Genomic DNA, 17060 nt, shown 5'->3' with positions numbered 1-17060 from the left:
GTCAGCGGGTCTGGCCTGCCTGCGCGGGGATGCGCGGCGTTTCGACGCGGACGTCGCCGCACTGGGCGCGGTGGCGCAGCGCGTGGTCGACCAGCACCAGTGCCAGCATGGCCTCGGCGATCGGCGTGGCGCGGATGCCCACGCACGGATCGTGGCGGCCGAAGGTCTCGACGGTGGCGGCGTTGCCGGCCTTGTCGATCGATTCGCGCGGGGTGCGGATCGACGAGGTCGGCTTGATCGCCAGCGACACGGTGATGTCCTGGCCGGTGGAGATGCCGCCCAGCACGCCGCCGGCGTTGTTGGTGCGGAAACCCGCGGCGGTCAGCTCGTCGCCATGGACGCTGCCGCGCTGCGCGACGCTGTCGAAGCCGGCGCCGATCTCGACGCCCTTGACCGCGTTGATGCCCATCATTGCGTGCGCGATATCGGCATCGAGCTTGTCGAACAGCGGCTCGCCCAGGCCCACGGGCACGCTGCTGGCCACCACCTCGATGCGCGCGCCGACCGAGTCGCCGTCACGGCGCAGCGCGTCCATATAGGTCTCGAGCTCGGGAATGATGTCGGCATTGGCGGCGAAGAACGGGTTCTCCGGCACGTGCGACCAGTCGGTGAACGGCACCGCGATTTCGCCCAGCTGCGACATATAGCCCCGGATCTCGGTGCCGTACTGCTCGCGCAGCCATTTCTTGGCCACCGCACCGGCCGCCACCACCGGCGCGGTCAGGCGCGCCGACGAGCGACCGCCGCCGCGATGGTCGCGGATGCCGTACTTCTGCCAGTAGGTGTAGTCGGCATGGCCGGGACGGAAGGTCTCGACGATATTGCCGTAGTCCTTGCTGCGCTGGTCGGTGTTGCGGATCAGCAGGCAGATCGGGGTGCCGGTGGTCTTGCCCTCGAACACGCCGGACAGGATCTCGACCTGGTCCGGCTCCTTGCGCTGAGTGACGTGGCGCGAGGTGCCGGGCTTGCGGCGGTCCAGGTCGCCCTGGATATCGGCCTCGGTCAGCGCCAGGCCCGGCGGGCACCCGTCGACCACCGCGCCGATGGCGGGCCCGTGCGATTCGCCGAAGGTGGTGACAGTGAAAAGCAGGCCAAGGGTGTTGCCGGACATGATGGAAACCGCACAGGAATTGGGGACGGCCTCCATTGTAAGGCCAATGGCCGGGCTCGGGCGGGCCCCGGCGGCGTCGGCAGGTCAGGCGGCGACGCCCTGCGCCACCGGCGCGGCGGCCAGCTCCGGGTAGAACTCGGCGCGCATCCGGTCCATATAGGCCACGAGGTTGGCATGCCCCTCGGCCGCGGTGCGGATCGGGGTGTCGAATACGGGGCACAGCAGGCTGCCCGCAAAGGCGAACAGCGTGGCATCGGCCCCGCACGGCTGGTCGCCCATCAGGTAGCGCTTGTCGCCCAGGATGTCGGCAATCGAAGTCACGCCCTTGCTCGCCAGCGCCACCAGCTCTTCCTCGCTATGCCGGCCCAGGCCCTGCCCCCACAGCGTCTTGCGCACCTTGTAGCGCACCAGCCGCTCGGCCAGCCCGCGCACCGGCGCCGGCACGCTGCGGAAGAACTGGGCCGGGCCCTTGTCGAAATTGGCCGGGTCGAGCCAGCGCACCCGCGCCACCGCCCAGTAGAGATGGTCCTCCATCAGCTTCTCGGCGGCCCAGGCGATGCCGCGCTCGGCGGGGCTCAGGCCAGCGTCGAAATCGATGTGGTAGGTCTTCTCGATATGCCAGCGGATCACGGTGGAGTCGGCCACGATCCGGCCCATGTCGTCCAGGTACGGCAGCTTGCCCTTGGGCGCGCGTCGCAGGCTGCCGGGGCGCGCCGTGTACGGCAGGCCGGCCAGCTTGAGCAGCATCTCGGCCTTGGTGACGAAGGGGCTGGCATCGGGCAGCCCGAAGGCGGGGCCGAAGGTGTAGAGGGTAATCATCGGGGATCGCCTTTGCGTCAGCTAGCGCCAGTCGCCGCGCAGGGCCTGAACCATCTGCTGCAGGCCTTCCGGCGTGGCCGACTCGGGCGGCACCGGCTCGCCCACCACCAGCTCGAGCCGGTTCAGGATGCCGCGCCGGAACGGCCGCGACATCGCCGGCGCGCCCTTGCGCGAAAAGAAGCTGCCCCACAGCCCGCGCAGCGCCATCGGCACCACCGGCACCGGGGTGCGGCGGATGATCTGCTGCACGCCCTGCTTGAACGGATTGATGTCGCCGGTGGCGGTGATCTTGCCTTCGGGGAAGATGCAGACCAGGTCGCCCTCGTCCAGCGCCTGGGCCACGCTGTCGTAGGCGCGCCTGAGCATCTCGGGGTCCTGGTGCGCCGGCGCGATCGGGATCGCGCGCGCCTGGCGGAAGAACCACGACAGCAGCGGCACCTTGAAGATGCTGTGGTCCATCACGAAGCGCACCGGGCGCGGGCTGCACGCCATCAGCACCACCGCATCGGCAAAGCTGACGTGGTTGCACACCAGCACCGCCGGCCCCTCGGCGGGGATGCGCTCGGCATTGATGCGACGCAGGCGATAGAGGGTATGGACCAGGATCCACGCGATAAAGCGCAGCAGGAATTCCGGCACCAGCGAATAGATATAGACCGCCACCACCGCATTGAGCAGCCCCACCACCAGGAACAGCTGCGGGATGCTGTAGCCCGCCTGGGTCAGCGCCACGCCCAGCAGCGAGGCCGCGATCATGAAGAAGCTGTTCAGGATGTTGTTGGCGGCGATGATGCGGGCGCGGTGCGTGGGCGCGCTGCGGCTCTGGATCAGCGCGTACAGCGGCACGCTGTAGAAGCCGCCGAACATCGCCAGCAGGAACAGGTCGGCCAGCACGCGCCAGTGGTGCGGCGCGCCCAGGAAGGCGCCGATGCCGCTCAACGCGGCCGGCGCCTGCCCCTGGCTGGCAAAGTACAGGTCGACCGCGAACACGGTCATGCCGATCGAGCCGAACGGCACCAGGCCGATCTCGACATGGCGCCCGGACAGGCGCTCGCACAGCAGCGAACCGGTGCCGATGCCCAGCGAGAACACCGCCAGCAGCAGCGTCACCACGTTCTGGTCGCCGCCCAGCACATCCTTGGCATAGCTGAAGAACGAGGTCAGGAAGGTGGCGCCAAGGAACCACAGCCACGAGATGCCGAGCAGGCTCAGGAACACGGTGCGGTTACCGCGCGCCAGCACCAGGTTGCGCCAGGTTTCGGAAAACGGGTTCCAGTTGATGCGCAGGTCCGGCTGCGGCGCCGGCGACGCCGGGATGCGGCCCGCCACCAGCCGCCCGGCCACGGCGATGATCACGCAGGCCGCGCCAACGTACAGGGGCCCGACGATGGCGCCGCCCTGCTGCAGCCCGGCCAGCTCGCCGCCGATCAGCGTGCCGATCAGGATCGCGACGAAGGTGCCCATTTCGACCAGCCCGTTGCCGCCGACCAGTTCGCTCTCGTCCAGGTGCTGCGGCAGGTAGGCAAACTTGACCGGCCCGAACAGCGTCGAATGCAACCCCATCAGGAAGGTGCCGGCGTACAGCAGCGGCGCGCTGTGCCAGGCAAAGCCGGCCAGGCCCAGCACCATGATGGCGATCTCCAGCGACTTGACCAGCCGGATCAGCCGCGACTTCTCCAGCTTGTCGGCGATCTGCCCGCTGGTGGCCGAGAACAGCACGAACGGCGCGATAAAGATGGCCGAGATCAGGAACGCCGCGCTGCGCGCGTCGACGCCCTCGAACAGCGCCGTGTGGTAGGTCACCAGCGAGGTAAAGGCGACCTTGAACACGTTGTCGTTCATCGCCCCCAGGAACTGGGTCCAGAAGAACGGCGCGAAACGGCGCAGGCCGAGCAGTCGGAACTGGCTGTGTTGGCTCATGGAAGGGCCGGTCGGGAGCGACCGCCAACGGGAATGGAAACGCCGGCTAGTGTGCCGCAGCCGCGGCCTTGCCGCCACCTTGCCGCGGCCAGGTGGCGCCAGCCGAGGGTATGTCCGCAGGCGGCTTCAGCAGGCTTGGGGTGACTTCCGGCGGACTCAGCCGGCGCGGCCCGGCGCCCTTACTCGGCGCGCTCTTCCGGCCAGTCGCGGATATAGGCCTTGAGCATCTTGTTTTCGAAGCTCTGGGCCTCGACCACGGCCTTGGCGACGTCGTAGAACGAGATCACGCCCATCAGCGTGCGGTTGTCCAGCACGGGCAGGTAGCGGGTGTGACGCTCCAGCATCATGCGACGGACCTCGTTGACGTCGGTTCCCATGGTGCAGGTCAGCGGCGCATCGTCCATCACCTTGCGGATGCTGCTGGTGCCGACGTTGCCGTTGTTGCGGGCCAGGGTCTCGATGATCTCGCGGAAGGTCAGCATGCCGACCAGGTCGCCGTACTCCATCACCACCAGCGAGCCGATATCGTGCTCGGCCATGGTATGCACGGCAACCAGCAAGGAGGTGTCAGGCGTCACGGTATAGAGCGTATTGCCCTTGATCTGGAGGATGTCGCTGACTTTCATGTTGGTCTCCGCTGCCTGCGCTCACACTGAGCTGAAACTGAGGGTATCGCGCCGGCCGTGGCACCGGGGGCGATACCGGTCACATTGTTATCTGTCTATGGGTGTGCGGGCACCGTGTGCCCGTTGGCCGATGCTAGCCCAAACACGCCGCCAAAGTAAAGCGGGAGGCCGGTTTGCGGGCAGGCAGGCGGGTGAGCGCGCGTGGGCGGGCGCACGATGCTACGATGCTGGCCGGAGACAACTCAAGGCCGACCGACCATGTCCGGAACCCGCTTCGACACGCTGGCGCTGCACGCCGGCGCCGCGCCCGACCCCGCCACCGGGGCCCGCGCCACCCCCATCCACCTGACCACGTCCTTCGTGTTCCGTGACAGCGAGCACGCCGCGTCGCTGTTCAACATGGAGCGCGCGGGGCACGTCTACTCGCGCATTTCCAACCCCACCGTGGCCGTGCTCGAGGAGCGCGTCGCCGCGCTCGAGAACGGCGCCGGCGCCATTGCCACGGCCTCGGGCCAGGCCGCGCTGCACCTGGCGGTGGCCACGCTGATGGGCGCGGGCTCGCATATCGTGGCGTCGTCGGCGCTGTACGGCGGCTCGCACAACCTGCTGCACTACACGCTGCGCCGCTTCGGCATCGAGACTACCTTCGTCAAGGCGCGCGACCTCGACGCCTGGCGCGCCGCCATCCGCCCCGATACCCGGCTGCTGTTCGGCGAGACGCTGGGCAACCCCGGGCTGGACGTGCTCGACATCCCCACCCTGGCGCAGCTGGGCCACGACCATGGCATCCCGCTGCTGGTCGATTCCACCTTCACCACGCCCTACCTGCTGCGCCCGTTCGACCATGGTGCCGGCCTGCTGTACCACTCGGCCACCAAGTTCCTGGGCGGCCACGGCACCACCATCGGCGGCGTGCTGGTCGAGGGCGGCACCTTCGATTTCGAGGCCTCGGGGCGCTTCCCGGAGCTGTCCGAACCGTACGAGGGCTTCCACAACATGGTGTTCACCGAGGAAAGCACGGTAGCGCCGTTCCTGCTGCGCGCGCGCCGCGAGGGCCTGCGCGATTTCGGCGCCTGCATGAACCCGATGGCGGCGTGGCAGCTGCTGCAGGGCGTGGAGACGCTGCCGCTGCGCATGAGCCGCCATGTCGACAACACCCGCAAGGTGGTGCAGTTCCTGGTGTCGCACCCGATGGTGGAGTCGGTATCGTATCCGGAACTGGAATCGCACCCCGATTACGAACTGGCCAAGCGCCTGCTGCCGCGCGGCTGCGGCGCGGTGTTCAGCTTCAACCTGAAGGGCAACCGGCTGGCCGGCCAGCGCTTTATCGAAAGCCTGTCGCTGTTCTCGCACCTGGCCAATGTCGGCGATGCGCGCTCGCTGGTGATCCATCCCGCGTCGACCACGCACTTCCGCATGGACGCGGCCGCGCTGCAGTCGGCGGGCATCACCGAAGGCACGATCCGGCTGTCGGTCGGCCTGGAAGATCCTGACGACCTGATCGACGATCTCAAGCGCGGCCTGAAGGCGGCCGAGAAGGCGATGAGTGGCAAGGGAGGGCAAGCCTGATGGAACTGAACCTTGCCGGCCAGCCGGCCTACGCCTATACCGGCGGCAAACCCTTCGATCCCGCCCTGCCCTGCGCGGTCTTCGTCCACGGCGCGCAGAACGATCACAGCGTCTGGGCGCTGCAGACGCGCTGGTTCGCCAACCACGGCTTCTCGGTGCTGGCGGTGGACCTGCCCGGCCACAACCGCAGCCAGGGCGCGCCGCTGGCCACGGTCGAGGCCATGGCCGACTGGGTCATGGCGCTGGTGGCCGCCGCCGGCGTCACCGCGCCGGCCTTCGTGTTCGGCCACAGCATGGGATCGCTGATCGCGCTGGAATGCGCGGCGCGGCATCCGCAGGCAGTGCGCGGCATCGGCCTGCTGGCCACGGCTTATCCGATGAAGGTCTCGGACGCGCTGCTGGACGCCTCGCTCAACCGCGAGGGCGACGCCATCGCCATGGTCAACACCTGGTCGCATTCCAGCCTCGCCAACAAGCCGTCGTCGCCGGGCCCCGGCGCGTGGATGCACGGCGGCAGCCAGCGGCTGATGGAGCGCGTGTCGCGCAACAACCCGCAGGCGCATGTGTTCCACAATGACTTCTCGGCCTGCAACGCCTATGCCCACGGCGAAGAAGCCGCCGCGGCGGCGGCGTGCCCGGCGCTGTTCATCACCGGCAGCAAGGACATGATGACCTCGCCCAAGGCAGCGCAGGCACTGGCCGGCAAGATGCGCAGCGCGAGCGTGGTGACCGTGCCGTGCGGCCATGCGCTGATGGGCGAGCGCCCGGATGAAGTGCTGGATGCGCTGGCGGCGTTTGCGCGCAAGGTGGTAGCGGCGGGCTGATCCAGGCCCCGGACGGCCAGCCACGCCGGCGGCCGTCCCCGCTACATCCCGGCACAGACGGTCTACACTGCAGCAAACAAGACCTGCCGGAGACAGCCATGGCCCACGCCCGCGCACGCGAGTTCGAGAGTTTCGCGGCCTTTTATCCCTACTACCTGAGCGAGCACCAGAACCGGACTTGCCGGCGGCTGCATTTCGTCGGCTCGACGGTGGCGCTGCTATGCCTGGTGGCGCTGGTCGTGACCGGCAATTTATGGTGGCTGCTGGCTGCGGTGGTGGCGGGCTATGCGTTTGCCTGGGTCGGGCACTTCGGGTTCGAGAAGAACCGGCCGGCTACGTTCCGGCATCCGGTCTATAGCCTGATGGGGGATTGGGTGATGTATGCCGATATCTGGCGGGGGAGGATTCCGTTTTGAGGGAGAACGGGTCTCTTATTTGGGGTGGTCGTTGCTGGTGACATGCTGTCGGCTGTTGAACCGCCTGGTTCCGCCCTCCTGGGCGGGTCACTTTTTGGCCGAGCGCCAAAAAGTAACCAAAAAACGCGTTTACTGCCCTGCGGGCAGCATGCTTATCGTAGTGTGCCCGGGGGTTTTCGTACGGGGCTTGGCTTCCTCACATAGCGGGGCTGCCTGCCGCGGGGGTGCACCACGGTGGGAGGGGCGTTGGAATGATGGTTGAACGAGCCCAGAGCGCGGAGTGGTCCCTGCTGCGGGCCTTACCGTAGGAACGCCTACGGCTGCGCTGCGCGCCGGCCCTATCGCGGGGCGTGGGCCCTGGCACGGAGCGCATCGCTGCGCTCGCTTAGCGCTGCCGGCCGGTGAGCCGGGCTCGCGAAATCGCGCAGAGGCCAAATGCCCGCCAACGCAATCGGGCCTGCGCAGCAGCCGCAGGCGTCCCCGCGATATGGCCGGCAGCAGGCTGCCTACACCCTCATTGGGATTGTCCAATAGTGGGTGATCGCAGGCACCGTCCCTGACTCACATAGCGTAGCAGGGTCGAACGGGCACCCACGCCCAAACGGAAATCACCACCGCCCGAACCACCAACGCCGTGAAATTGATTGCCAGCCGCACAGGCGACGCGTTTTTTGGTTACTTTTTGGCGCTCGGCCAAAAAGTAACCCGCCCAGCAGGGCGGAACCCGACGGTTCAACAGCCGACAGCATGTCACCAACAACGACCACCCCAGATATCCAGCTAACCAAAAATCAAACCTGCCCATGCCACCCCGGCGGCACCACCTCCAGCGCACGCCGCGGGCGCTGCCCGTCGCCAGCCGTCGGCGGCAAATCCACCGGCTGCTGCCGGAACACCGCCTCCAGCGTCTGATCCAGCTGCGGATTATCCAGGATCGACTTGAGCGCATCGGCGCCGCGCAGATGCTGCGCCAGCGCCGTGCGCGGCAGCCGCGGCAGGTTCAGCACCAGCCGGTCGTGCAGCGTGCGCAGCGTTACCTGCGACGGGTCGCACAGCAGCGCCCAGTGGGCCTGGCCGCGCTCCTGCTGCAGGCGGCCGACCAGGTGCATGGCCTTGAGCTTGTCCAGCAGGCTCGACAGGTAGTCGGCCTCGACCCGCAGCTTGCGGCTCAGGTCCAGTTCGCCGACGCTGCGCGGCACTTCGTCGCGGGCGCGGTAGAGCAGCAGCAGCACGCCCAGCGCGTCGAAGAACTCGCTGCCGGCAAAGCTGCGGCGGCGCCAGTAGCCCTGCCGGATCACCGGCAGGTTGGCGGCGATGGTCGCTCCCAGCAGCGTCACCAGCCAGCTCAGGTAGATCCACAGCAGGAACAGCGGCAGCGCGGCGAAGGTGCCGTAGACCGCGGTGTAGGCCGGGATCTCGGTGATGAAATAGCCGAAGCCGCGCTTGGCGAATTCGAACGCCACGGCGGCGACCAGCCCGGCCACGATGGCATCGCGCCACTCGACATAGGCGTTCGGCACCGCCGTGTACAGGAAGGCAAAGGCCAGCGCCGACAGCAGCACCGGCGCCGCGCCCACCAGCAGGCCCAGACCCACCGGCATGGTGCCGACATAGCCGGCGGAGATCGAGATCAGGTACGAACTGATCGACAGGCTCGCGCCGATCAGCACCGGGCCAAAGGTCAGCACCGCCCAGAACACCAGCACCCGCTGCGCCAGCGGGCGGCGCTGCTTGACGCGCCAGATCGCGTTGAGCGCGTCTTCCACGGTCAGCATGGTCAGCACCGAGGTCACCATCAGCCCGGCCAGGCCCATCGCGGTCAGCCCGCGCGCGCTCTTGGCGAACATGCCGAGGTAGCGCTGGATCGATTCGCTGACGTTGCCAGGAATCAGGTTCTGGAACAGGAACGCCTCGATGGCGTTGCGGAAGTCGCGGAACACCGGGAACGCGGCCAGCAACGCGAAGGCCACGGTCAGCACCGGCACCACCGCCAGCACGGTGGTGAAGGTCAGGCTGGCCGAGACCTGCGGCAGCCGGTCTTCGGCGGCGCGGCGCAGCGCATAGCGCGCCAGGGCGCGCACCTTTTGCAGGTTCCATTCCCGGCGCAGGCGGGCGACGCGGGCTCCAATCATGCGCAAGCAAGCTCCTGGATCTGGTTGGTCGGATCGTCTGTCGAATTCAAGGATGGCCCCGTTGCGCTTGCAGCGCGCGGCCATCGGGAGATGGCGCGGGGGGCGCATCTATAATACGCGCATTGTTGCCGGCATCCTCCGCGCACCGCCCTTCTCACCATCCTCTCAGCGCCGGCCGTCCCGCTCCATGACCGAGATCCTCGTCCTGTACTACAGCCGCCACGGCAGCACCCGCAAGCTCGCCGAACTGATCGCCACCGGCATCGACAGCGTCCCCGGCGCGCAAGCCCGCCTGCGTACGGTGCCGCCGGTTTCCACCGTATGCGAGGCCACCGCGCCGGACATCCCGGCCGATGGCCCACCCTATGCCGAGTTGCGCGACCTGGAGGAATGCGCCGGGTTGGCGCTGGGCAGTCCCACCCGCTTCGGCAACATGGCCGCGCCGGTGAAATACTTCCTCGACGGCACCGTGGCCCAGTGGCTGTCGGGCGCGCTCGCCGGCAAGCCGGCCTGCGTGTTCACCGCCACCGGCAGCCTGCACGGCGGGCAGGAGACCACGCTGCTGTCGATGATGCTGCCGCTGCTGCACCACGGCATGCTGATCCTGGGCCTGCCCTACTCCGAGAAGGGCCTGATGACGACGGCCTCCGGCGGCACGCCCTACGGCCCCAGCCACCATGCCCACGGCGACAACCGCGGCCCCGTCACCGAAGACGAATCGGCGCTGGCCATGGCCATGGGCCGCCGGCTGGCGCAGACCGCGCTGCGCCTGGCCGGAGCGCCGGCATGAAGCCCGCCGCGGACAGCGACCGGGCCCTGCACAGCCCCTGGCTGTACCGGCTCAGCGTCGGCAGCCTGCTGGCGCTGCTGGTGCTGTGCATCGCCTGGGAATGGTTCCTGGCGCCGCTGCGCCCGGGCGGTTCCTGGCTGATCATCAAGTTCCTGCCGCTGCTGCTGCCGCTGCGCGGCGTGCTCACGCGCAACCGCTACACCATGCAGTGGTCGTCGATGCTGATCCTGCTGTTCTTCACCGAAGGCATCGTGCGCGCCACCAGCGACCGCGCCCCCTCGTCCACGCTGGCGTGGATCGAGGTGGCGCTGACGCTGGTGTTCTTCACCAGCACCATCCTCTACCTGCGCCCGTACAAGCGCCGCGCCCGCGCCGCCGCCAAGGGCGCCGCGCCTAAGTCCTGAATCGCGTCCATCCATCGCCATGACCTCGCCTCAAGACTCTTTCCTTGCACTGTGCCGCGCCGCGCTGGGCCCGCAGTACGTGCTGACCGACGCGGCCGACCAGGCGCCGTATCTGACCGACTGGCGCAAGCGCTATCGCGGCGTGGCGCTGGCGGTGCTGCGCCCTGGCACCACCGCGGAAGTCGCCGAAGTGGTCCATGCCTGCCACGCGCACCGGATCGCCGTGGTGCCGCAGGGCGGCAACACCGGGCTGTGCGGCGGTGCCACGCCGGTGGCGGGCGCGTCGCAGGTGGTGATCTCGCTGCAGCGGCTGAACCGCATCCGCCAGGTCGATCCGCTCAACAACACCATCACGGTCGAGGCCGGCGTGGTGCTGCAACAGCTGCAGGAGGTTGCGCGCGAGCACGGCCGGCTGTTTCCGCTGAGCCTGGCGGCCGAGGGCAGTTGCACCATCGGCGGCAACCTGTCGACCAATGCCGGCGGCACCGCGGTGCTGCGCTACGGCAACACGCGCGAGCTGTGCCTGGGGCTGGAAGTGGTGACGCCTTCCGGCGAAACCTGGCACGGGCTGCGCGGCCTGCGCAAGGACAACACCGGCTATGACCTGCGCGACCTGTTTATCGGCGCCGAAGGCACGCTGGGCATCATCACCGCCGCGGTGATGAAGCTGTTCCCGCTGCCGCGCGCGTCGGTCACGGCGCTGGCCGCGGTGCAGAGCCCGCGCGCCGCGCTGGCGCTGCTCGCCATCGCCCAGTCACACGCCGGCCCCATGCTGACCGGCTTCGAGCTGATGTCGGCGCTCAGCATGACGCTGGTGACGCGGCACTTCCCGCAGCTGCGCTATCCGTTCGCGGACATGCATCCGCAGCTGGTGCTGCTGGAGCTGTCCGACAGCGAAAGCGAAGCCCATGCGCGCGGCATCTTCGAGACCATGATGTCGGCCGCGTTCGATGCCGGCGTGGTCGCCGACGCGGTGGTGGCCGAATCGGTGCAGCAGTCGCGCGACTTCTGGAATCTGCGCGAGCATATTCCGCTGGCGCAGGTGGAAGACGGCAAGAACATCAAGCACGATATTGCCGTGCCGGTCTCGCGCGTCGCAGACTTTATCGAGTGCACCGACGCGCTGCTGCAGAACGCCTTTCCCGGCGCGCGCATGGTCACCTTCGGCCATCTCGGCGACGGCAACCTGCACTACAACGTGGCGCCGCCCGAAGGCGTCGACCATGACGCCTTCCTGGCGCACCAGGACCAGGTCAACCGCATCGTGCACGACAGCGTACGCTCGCATAACGGCTCGATCTCGGCCGAGCACGGCCTGGGCCAGCTCAAGCGCGAGGAAAACCGGCACTACAAGAGCGAGGTCGAGCTCGCCATGATGCGGGCGATCAAGGGCGCGCTCGATCCGCTCGGGCTGATGAATCCGGGCAAGGTGGTGTGAGCGCGCCTGCGCTCAGCGGCGCAGTTCGGTCTGGCGCAGTTCGGTCAGGATATAGGCCGCGACGTGCTCGAGCAGTTCGTCGAGATGTCCCCGCAGCACGGCAAAGCCCGCATGCTGCGCCAGCGTGGCCTCGTCCATGTACAGCGCCCGGTTGATCTCGATCTGCAGGCTGTGGCGCCGCTGCGCCGGATCGGCGTAGGCGCGGATCAGCTGCGCGCCCTTGTACGGCCAGTTGATGGCCACCTTGTAGCCCAGGCTGCGCAGGCACTCCGCCACCAGTTCGAGGAACGCCGCCGAGCAAGTGGAGCCATCGCCGTTGCTGACGACGAAATCGGGTCTGGCCGCGCCATTGTCGACGTTCATCGCATTGCCGCGCGACTTCATCGAATGGCAGTCGAGATGCCACACCGCGCCGTAGCGCGCATGGTGCTGCGCCAGCAGCCCGGACAACGCGGCGTGGTACGGGTCGTAGTAGGTCTTCAGCAAGTATTCCGCCATGTGCGGCGACAGGGTCGCGGCATAGACCGGCACGCCCGGCAGCGCCAGCCGGCGCAGCACGCCCATGCCGCGGCCTGATTTGTCGCTGGGGCGCACGTCATAAGGCATGGCGCCATCGATCAGGTCGGGATCGATGTCGTCGCGGGCGCGGTTGACGTCGACCAGCCAGCGCGGGAAGTCCGCGCACAGCAAGGTGCCGCCCACCCGCGGCGCATGCGCGAAGAGCTGGTCGACATAGGCGTCCCAGCCCGACAGCAGGGCCTCGGGCGGTGCCGCCAGCGGCAGTGTCTCGGCATGCAGCAGGCCGCTGTGCGGCGAATCTACCACCAGCGGCAGCACCGCGCCGGCCGGTTCAGTCAGCGAATACGGAAGCGTCATGGTCAGAATTTGTGCTGGATGCCGACGCCCACCGTGGTCACGGTGTCGCCGGACTTGTGCGAGTTGGGATCCTCGCGGTCAAAGAAGACGTAGGGCATGGTGCGCTTGCTCAGGCTGTAGCCATAGCCGGCCTGCACCTTGCTGAGGCGGCCCTGCGGGTCGCGCTGCACCGCGCGCTGCATGTAGTTGACGGTGAGCTTGTGCGCGCCGTACGGCACGGAAAAGCCCACCAGCCAGTACGGCACGTCGGTGCGCGTGGTCGCGGTGCCGGCGTAGCGGTCGCGCCCGACGATGCCGTAGAGGTTGACCACGGTGAAGTCGTACGAAGCCACCGCCTGCACCTTGTCACGGAAGTCATTGGCCACCAGGCCGCCGCTCTTGGCATCGCGCGAATAGCCCAGGCCTGCCGCGAACTTGCCGGCGGCATAGTTCAGTCCCAGGTCGAACTGGCGGAAATCGTCCTCCGCCTGCAGCGGCGGCCGGGTATTGGGCGTGGCCGAATCCGGCCCCGCCAGGTTCATGCGCGCCCGCATCGAGAAGCCGCCGAAGCTCGGCGTCATGTAGCCCAGCGCATTCGACACGCGGTTGCGCGCGTTCAGCACCCGGGTACCGATCGCGGTGGCGCCCGCATCATGGATGGCGAAGTCGATATTCTGCGTCACCTGCGAATAGATCGGCGAACCCACGATCGTCGCTGAGTCCAGCCGGCCCAGCGCGATCGCGCCGAAGCCGCCCTGCAGGCCGACGAAGGCATGGCGGAACTGCGGGTTGGTGGCGACGCCGTTGTCGGCGCCGAAGCCCTGCTCCAGGCCGAATGCCGCGCGCAGGCCGCCGCCCAGCTCTTCGCTGCCGCGCAGGCCCCAGCGCGAGGCGTTGTCAGTCATCTGCGTGGCCCGCCCATCTGGCCCCTTCTGGTATTCGATGTCGGTGTCGATGCGGCCGTACAGCGTCACCGTTGCGTCGGCCGCGGCCGACAGCAGTGCCAGCGCGCTGCCGAGGCAGGCGCGTGCGAGTGCGCGCCGGGTGTGGATACCGTTCATGCTGCTGCTCCCCCTGTCGTGGTCTGTCATGCAAGAAATCCCCCTCTGTGGTCCAACTGCCGCGTGTTGCGCCGGCGCAGCGCGCACGCACCCGCCCATCCCGCGCGGGCGGGATGGAACCGTTCGATCGGGAGCGTGAGCGGGCCGCGCCGGGCGGCGGCTATCTAGTCATTCAGGTGGCACGCGGACAGGCGTCCGCCGATATCGCGCAGCAGCGGCACTTGTGTCTTGCAGCGCGCGCTCGCGTGCGGGCAGCGCGGATGGAAGGCACAGCCGCTGGGCGGCGCCAGCGGGCTGGGCAGTTCGCCGCGGATGGGCTGGTGCGCGGGCGGACTGGCGCCCAGGCGCGGCGCGTCGGCCAGCAACGCGCGGGTATAGGGATGGTTGGGCGCGGCGAACGCCTCGCGCGCGGGGCCGCTTTCGACGATGCGGCCCAGGTACATGATCACCACGCGGTCCGACATATGCTCCACCACCGCCAGGTTGTGGCTGATGAAGACATAGGTCAGCGCGTGCTCGCGCCGCAGGTGCATGAACAGGTTGATGATCTGCGCCTGCACCGAGACATCGAGCGCCGACACGGCCTCGTCGCAGATCAGCAGGCGCGGGCGCAGCGCCAGCGCGCGCGCGATCGCCACGCGCTGGCGCTGGCCGCCGGAGAACTCGTGCGGATAGCGCTCGGCATAGCCGCGATCAAGCCCCACCTGCTGCAGCAGCTCGCCGGCGGCCGCGGCGGCGCGCGAGCGCTTGATCAGGCCGTGGTAGACCGCGCCTTCGGTGATGGCCTGGCCGATGCGCAGGCGTGGATTCAGCGACGCATAGGGATTCTGGAACACCATCTGCACCGCGCGGTGATAGGCGGCGGAAGCAATGTCGGCGCGCTGGCCTTGCCACACGATATCGCCGCCCGTTTGCGGCAGCAGGCCGGCCAGCATGCGTCCCAGCGTGGACTTGCCGCAGCCGGACTCGCCCACCACGCCCAGCACCTCGCCCTGGCGCACCTGCAGCGAGACATCATTGACGGCATGCACCGCCTGCGCCGGCTTGCCGGCCATGCGCGCGAGCAGGCCAGGCTTGAGCAGAAAGCGTTTCTGCAGGTTGTGCGCTTCGAGCATGACCGTCATGCCGCCTCCAGGGGATAAAAGCAGCGCAGCGTGCGGCCGCGCACAGTGGTTTCGACGGGGACCTGCGCGCACGCGGGGCGTGCGCGCGGGCAGCGAGGCGCGAAGGCACAGCCTGGCGGCAGCGCGGCCAGCGCCGGCGCCGCGCCCGGAATCGCGCGCAGCGTGGCGCCGCGCATCGCGGGCGTCGGCAGCGAATCGAGCAGGCCGCGCGTGTACGGATGCAGCGGCCGCCTGATCAGTTCGGCGACGGGACCCTGCTCCACCACCCGGCCCGCGTACATCACGCAGACGCGATCAACCAGGTCCTGGACCACGGCAAGGTCGTGGCTGATCCAGATCGCGGCGGCGCCGGTCTCGCGCACCAGCTGCTTCATCTCGTAGAGGATCTGCGCCTGGATGGTGACGTCGAGCGCGGTGGTGGGCTCGTCGGCGATGATCAGGTCGGGCCGGTTGATCAGCGCGTTGGCGATCGCCACGCGCTGGCGCATGCCGCCGGACAGCTCGTGCGGATAGGCCCGCATGCGCTCCTGCGGCGCCGGGATGCCGACCCGCGCCAGCGCATCGACCGCCTGCGCATGGGCCTGCGCGCGGGTGCGGCGGTGGTGCACCAGCACGGTCTCGGCGAGCTGGTCGCCCACGCGCATCACCGGGTTGAGCGACATCATCGGGTCCTGGAACACCATCGCGATGCGGTCGCCGCGCAGCGCCTGCCACTGGCGCGGCGAGCATGCCAGCAGCTCCTGCCCCTTGAAGCGCACCGAGCCGCCGGTGACGCGCCCGGGCGGGTCCAGCAGGTTCATCAGCGAGAACGCCGTCACCGACTTGCCCGAGCCGGATTCGCCGACGATTCCCAGGATCTCGCCCGGCTCCAGCGTGAAGGACACGCCGTCGACCGCCTTCACCGCCCCGTGCGCGAACGCGAAGCTGGTGCTCAGGCCGGAAACTTCCAGTAGTGCCATGCCGGGCTCCTTACGCTTCCAGCCGCGGGTTGAGCACGCGGCGCAGGCGGTCGCCCACCAGGTTGATCGAGCCGATCAGCAGCACCAGGGCCACGCCCGGGAACACGCTGATCCAGTACTTGTTCGACAGCATGTACTCGAAGCCGTTGGCGATCAGCATGCCCAGCGACGGCTGCGTGCGGGGCAGGCCGATTCCGAGGAAGCTCATGGTGGCCTCGAGCGTGATCGCATGCGCGATCTGCAGCGTGCCGGTCACCACCAGCGGCGCCATGCAGTTGGGCAGGATATGGCGGAACATCACGCGCAGCGCCGGCAGCCCCTGGCCCAGCGCGGCCTCGACATACTCCTTGCGCCGCTCCACCTGCGCCGCGCCGCGCACGGTGCGGGCAAAGTAGGCCCATTGCACGATCACCAGCGCCAGCAGGGTCTTGTCGACGCCCTGCCCCAGCACCGCCAGCAGGATCAGCGCCACCAGCACCGCCGGCAGGCTCAGCTGCAGGTCGACCACGCGCATGATGGCGGCATCGGCCACGCCGCCGAAGTAGGCCGCGGCCAACCCCACCGCGCTGCCCACCATCAGCGCCACCACCGCGCTGATCACACCCACGCCCACGCTGATGCGGATGCCGTAGAAGATGGCGCTGAGCAGGTCGCGCCCGGCGCCGTCGGTGCCGAGCCAGTAGTGCGCCTGGCCTTCATAGCCGGTGCTGCCGGGCGGCAGCTCGGAATCGATCACCGACACCGTGGCGAGGTCATAGGGGTTCTGCGGGCTGAGCGCATGGGCCAGCACGGCCACCAGCAGCAGCACCAGCAGCAAGGCCAGCGCGGCGGCAGAGACGCGGTTGGCGCAGAAGCGCCGCAGCAGCGAAGGCCGTGCCGGCGGCGCGGCGGCTGGCGCCGGCGCGAGCGTGGGGAGCGCGGGAACGGCTTCATCATTTTCGGATAGAGGCAGGGACATCGGTGCGGTCTCGGTCTTCGGTATTCAGTCTTCGATAGCGGGGAATGGATGCGG

16 protein-coding genes are annotated in these 17060 nt (G+C 68.7%); 6 read left to right on the top strand and 10 right to left on the bottom strand.

Annotated elements, in window-relative coordinates; all coding sequences use genetic code 11:
- Position 1 precedes the first annotated feature (1 nt).
- From aroC to ACEI37_RS16815, 4 genes are all read right to left on the bottom strand, one after another.
- A complete protein-coding gene (gene aroC, locus ACEI37_RS16830) occupies positions 2-1111 on the bottom strand; it encodes a chorismate synthase (protein WP_373379831.1) in 1110 nt (369 codons plus the stop codon).
- Positions 1112-1195: 84 nt separating this feature from the next.
- Entirely contained in the window at positions 1196-1930 is a 735-nt protein-coding gene (locus tag ACEI37_RS16825; protein WP_373379830.1) for a glutathione S-transferase family protein, read from the bottom strand.
- Positions 1931-1951: 21 nt separating this feature from the next.
- The gene (locus ACEI37_RS16820) at positions 1952-3850 is read right to left on the bottom strand and encodes an MFS transporter (protein WP_373379829.1); all 1899 of its coding nucleotides are present in this window, start codon (positions 3848-3850) and stop codon (positions 1952-1954) included.
- A 179-nt stretch (positions 3851-4029) separates the two neighbouring features.
- Positions 4030-4476, bottom strand: coding sequence for a CBS domain-containing protein (locus ACEI37_RS16815; protein WP_373379828.1), 447 nt, complete (start codon positions 4474-4476; stop codon positions 4030-4032).
- Positions 4477-4734: 258 nt separating this feature from the next.
- On the opposite strand from ACEI37_RS16815, the gene ACEI37_RS16810 reads away from it, so the two are divergent.
- The 3 genes from ACEI37_RS16810 (at position 4735) to ACEI37_RS16800 (ending at position 7285) form a co-directional block, all read left to right on the top strand.
- Positions 4735-6045, top strand: a complete 1311-nt coding sequence (locus ACEI37_RS16810; RefSeq protein WP_373379827.1) for an O-acetylhomoserine aminocarboxypropyltransferase — start codon at positions 4735-4737, stop codon at positions 6043-6045.
- Positions 6045-6869 (top strand): alpha/beta fold hydrolase, encoded by an 825-nt coding sequence (locus tag ACEI37_RS16805; protein ID WP_252674206.1) that lies wholly within the window; start codon positions 6045-6047, stop codon positions 6867-6869. Before ACEI37_RS16810 ends, ACEI37_RS16805 begins: the two co-directional genes overlap by 1 nt.
- A 98-nt stretch (positions 6870-6967) precedes the next feature.
- Positions 6968-7285 carry an Mpo1-like protein gene (locus ACEI37_RS16800; RefSeq protein ID WP_373379826.1) on the top strand — a complete coding sequence of 106 codons (318 nt, stop codon included), beginning with the start codon at positions 6968-6970 and terminating at the stop codon, positions 7283-7285.
- A gap of 791 nt (positions 7286-8076) precedes the next feature.
- On the opposite strand, the gene ACEI37_RS16795 is transcribed toward ACEI37_RS16800, so the two are convergent.
- Positions 8077-9417, bottom strand: coding sequence for a YihY family inner membrane protein (locus tag ACEI37_RS16795; protein ID WP_373379825.1), 1341 nt, complete (start codon positions 9415-9417; stop codon positions 8077-8079).
- A 187-nt stretch (positions 9418-9604) separates the two neighbouring features.
- Here ACEI37_RS16795 and wrbA point away from each other — a divergent pair, with 187 nt between their 5' ends.
- The 3 genes from wrbA to ACEI37_RS16780 are packed head-to-tail and all read left to right on the top strand — an operon-like array spanning position 9605 to position 12049.
- Positions 9605-10207, top strand: coding sequence for an NAD(P)H:quinone oxidoreductase (gene wrbA, locus ACEI37_RS16790; protein WP_373379824.1), 603 nt, complete (start codon positions 9605-9607; stop codon positions 10205-10207).
- Positions 10204-10611: a DUF2069 domain-containing protein gene (locus tag ACEI37_RS16785; protein ID WP_373379823.1), complete on the top strand. Its 408-nt coding sequence runs from the start codon at positions 10204-10206 to the stop codon at positions 10609-10611. Before wrbA ends, ACEI37_RS16785 begins: the two co-directional genes overlap by 4 nt.
- A gap of 19 nt (positions 10612-10630) precedes the next feature.
- Positions 10631-12049: an FAD-binding oxidoreductase gene (locus tag ACEI37_RS16780; protein WP_373379822.1), complete on the top strand. Its 1419-nt coding sequence runs from the start codon at positions 10631-10633 to the stop codon at positions 12047-12049.
- Between the two features lie 12 nt (positions 12050-12061).
- On the opposite strand, the gene ACEI37_RS16775 is transcribed toward ACEI37_RS16780, so the two are convergent.
- The 5 genes from ACEI37_RS16775 to ACEI37_RS16755 all read right to left on the bottom strand — a co-directional run bounded on the left by ACEI37_RS16775 (position 12062) and on the right by ACEI37_RS16755 (position 17006).
- On the bottom strand, positions 12062-12925 hold the full coding sequence (locus ACEI37_RS16775; protein ID WP_373379821.1) for an N-formylglutamate amidohydrolase: 864 nt from the start codon (positions 12923-12925) through the stop codon (positions 12062-12064).
- Between the two features lie 2 nt (positions 12926-12927).
- Entirely contained in the window at positions 12928-13965 is a 1038-nt protein-coding gene (locus ACEI37_RS16770) for a porin (protein ID WP_373379820.1), read from the bottom strand.
- Between the two features lie 164 nt (positions 13966-14129).
- Positions 14130-15089: an ABC transporter ATP-binding protein gene (locus ACEI37_RS16765; RefSeq protein ID WP_373379819.1), complete on the bottom strand. Its 960-nt coding sequence runs from the start codon at positions 15087-15089 to the stop codon at positions 14130-14132.
- Complete coding sequence (locus tag ACEI37_RS16760) at positions 15086-16048, bottom strand: ABC transporter ATP-binding protein (RefSeq protein WP_373379818.1); 963 nt, start codon at positions 16046-16048, stop codon at positions 15086-15088. The genes ACEI37_RS16765 and ACEI37_RS16760 overlap by 4 nt, the downstream gene beginning before the upstream one ends.
- A gap of 10 nt (positions 16049-16058) precedes the next feature.
- Entirely contained in the window at positions 16059-17006 is a 948-nt protein-coding gene (locus ACEI37_RS16755; protein WP_373379817.1) for an ABC transporter permease, read from the bottom strand.
- Positions 17007-17060: the final 54 nt, after the last annotated feature.

The sequence above is a fragment of the Cupriavidus nantongensis genome (assembly GCF_041726985.1).
Taxonomy (GTDB): Bacteria; Pseudomonadota; Gammaproteobacteria; order Burkholderiales; family Burkholderiaceae; genus Cupriavidus; species Cupriavidus nantongensis_A.
This window is presented reverse-complemented; position numbering and strand designations above follow the sequence as displayed.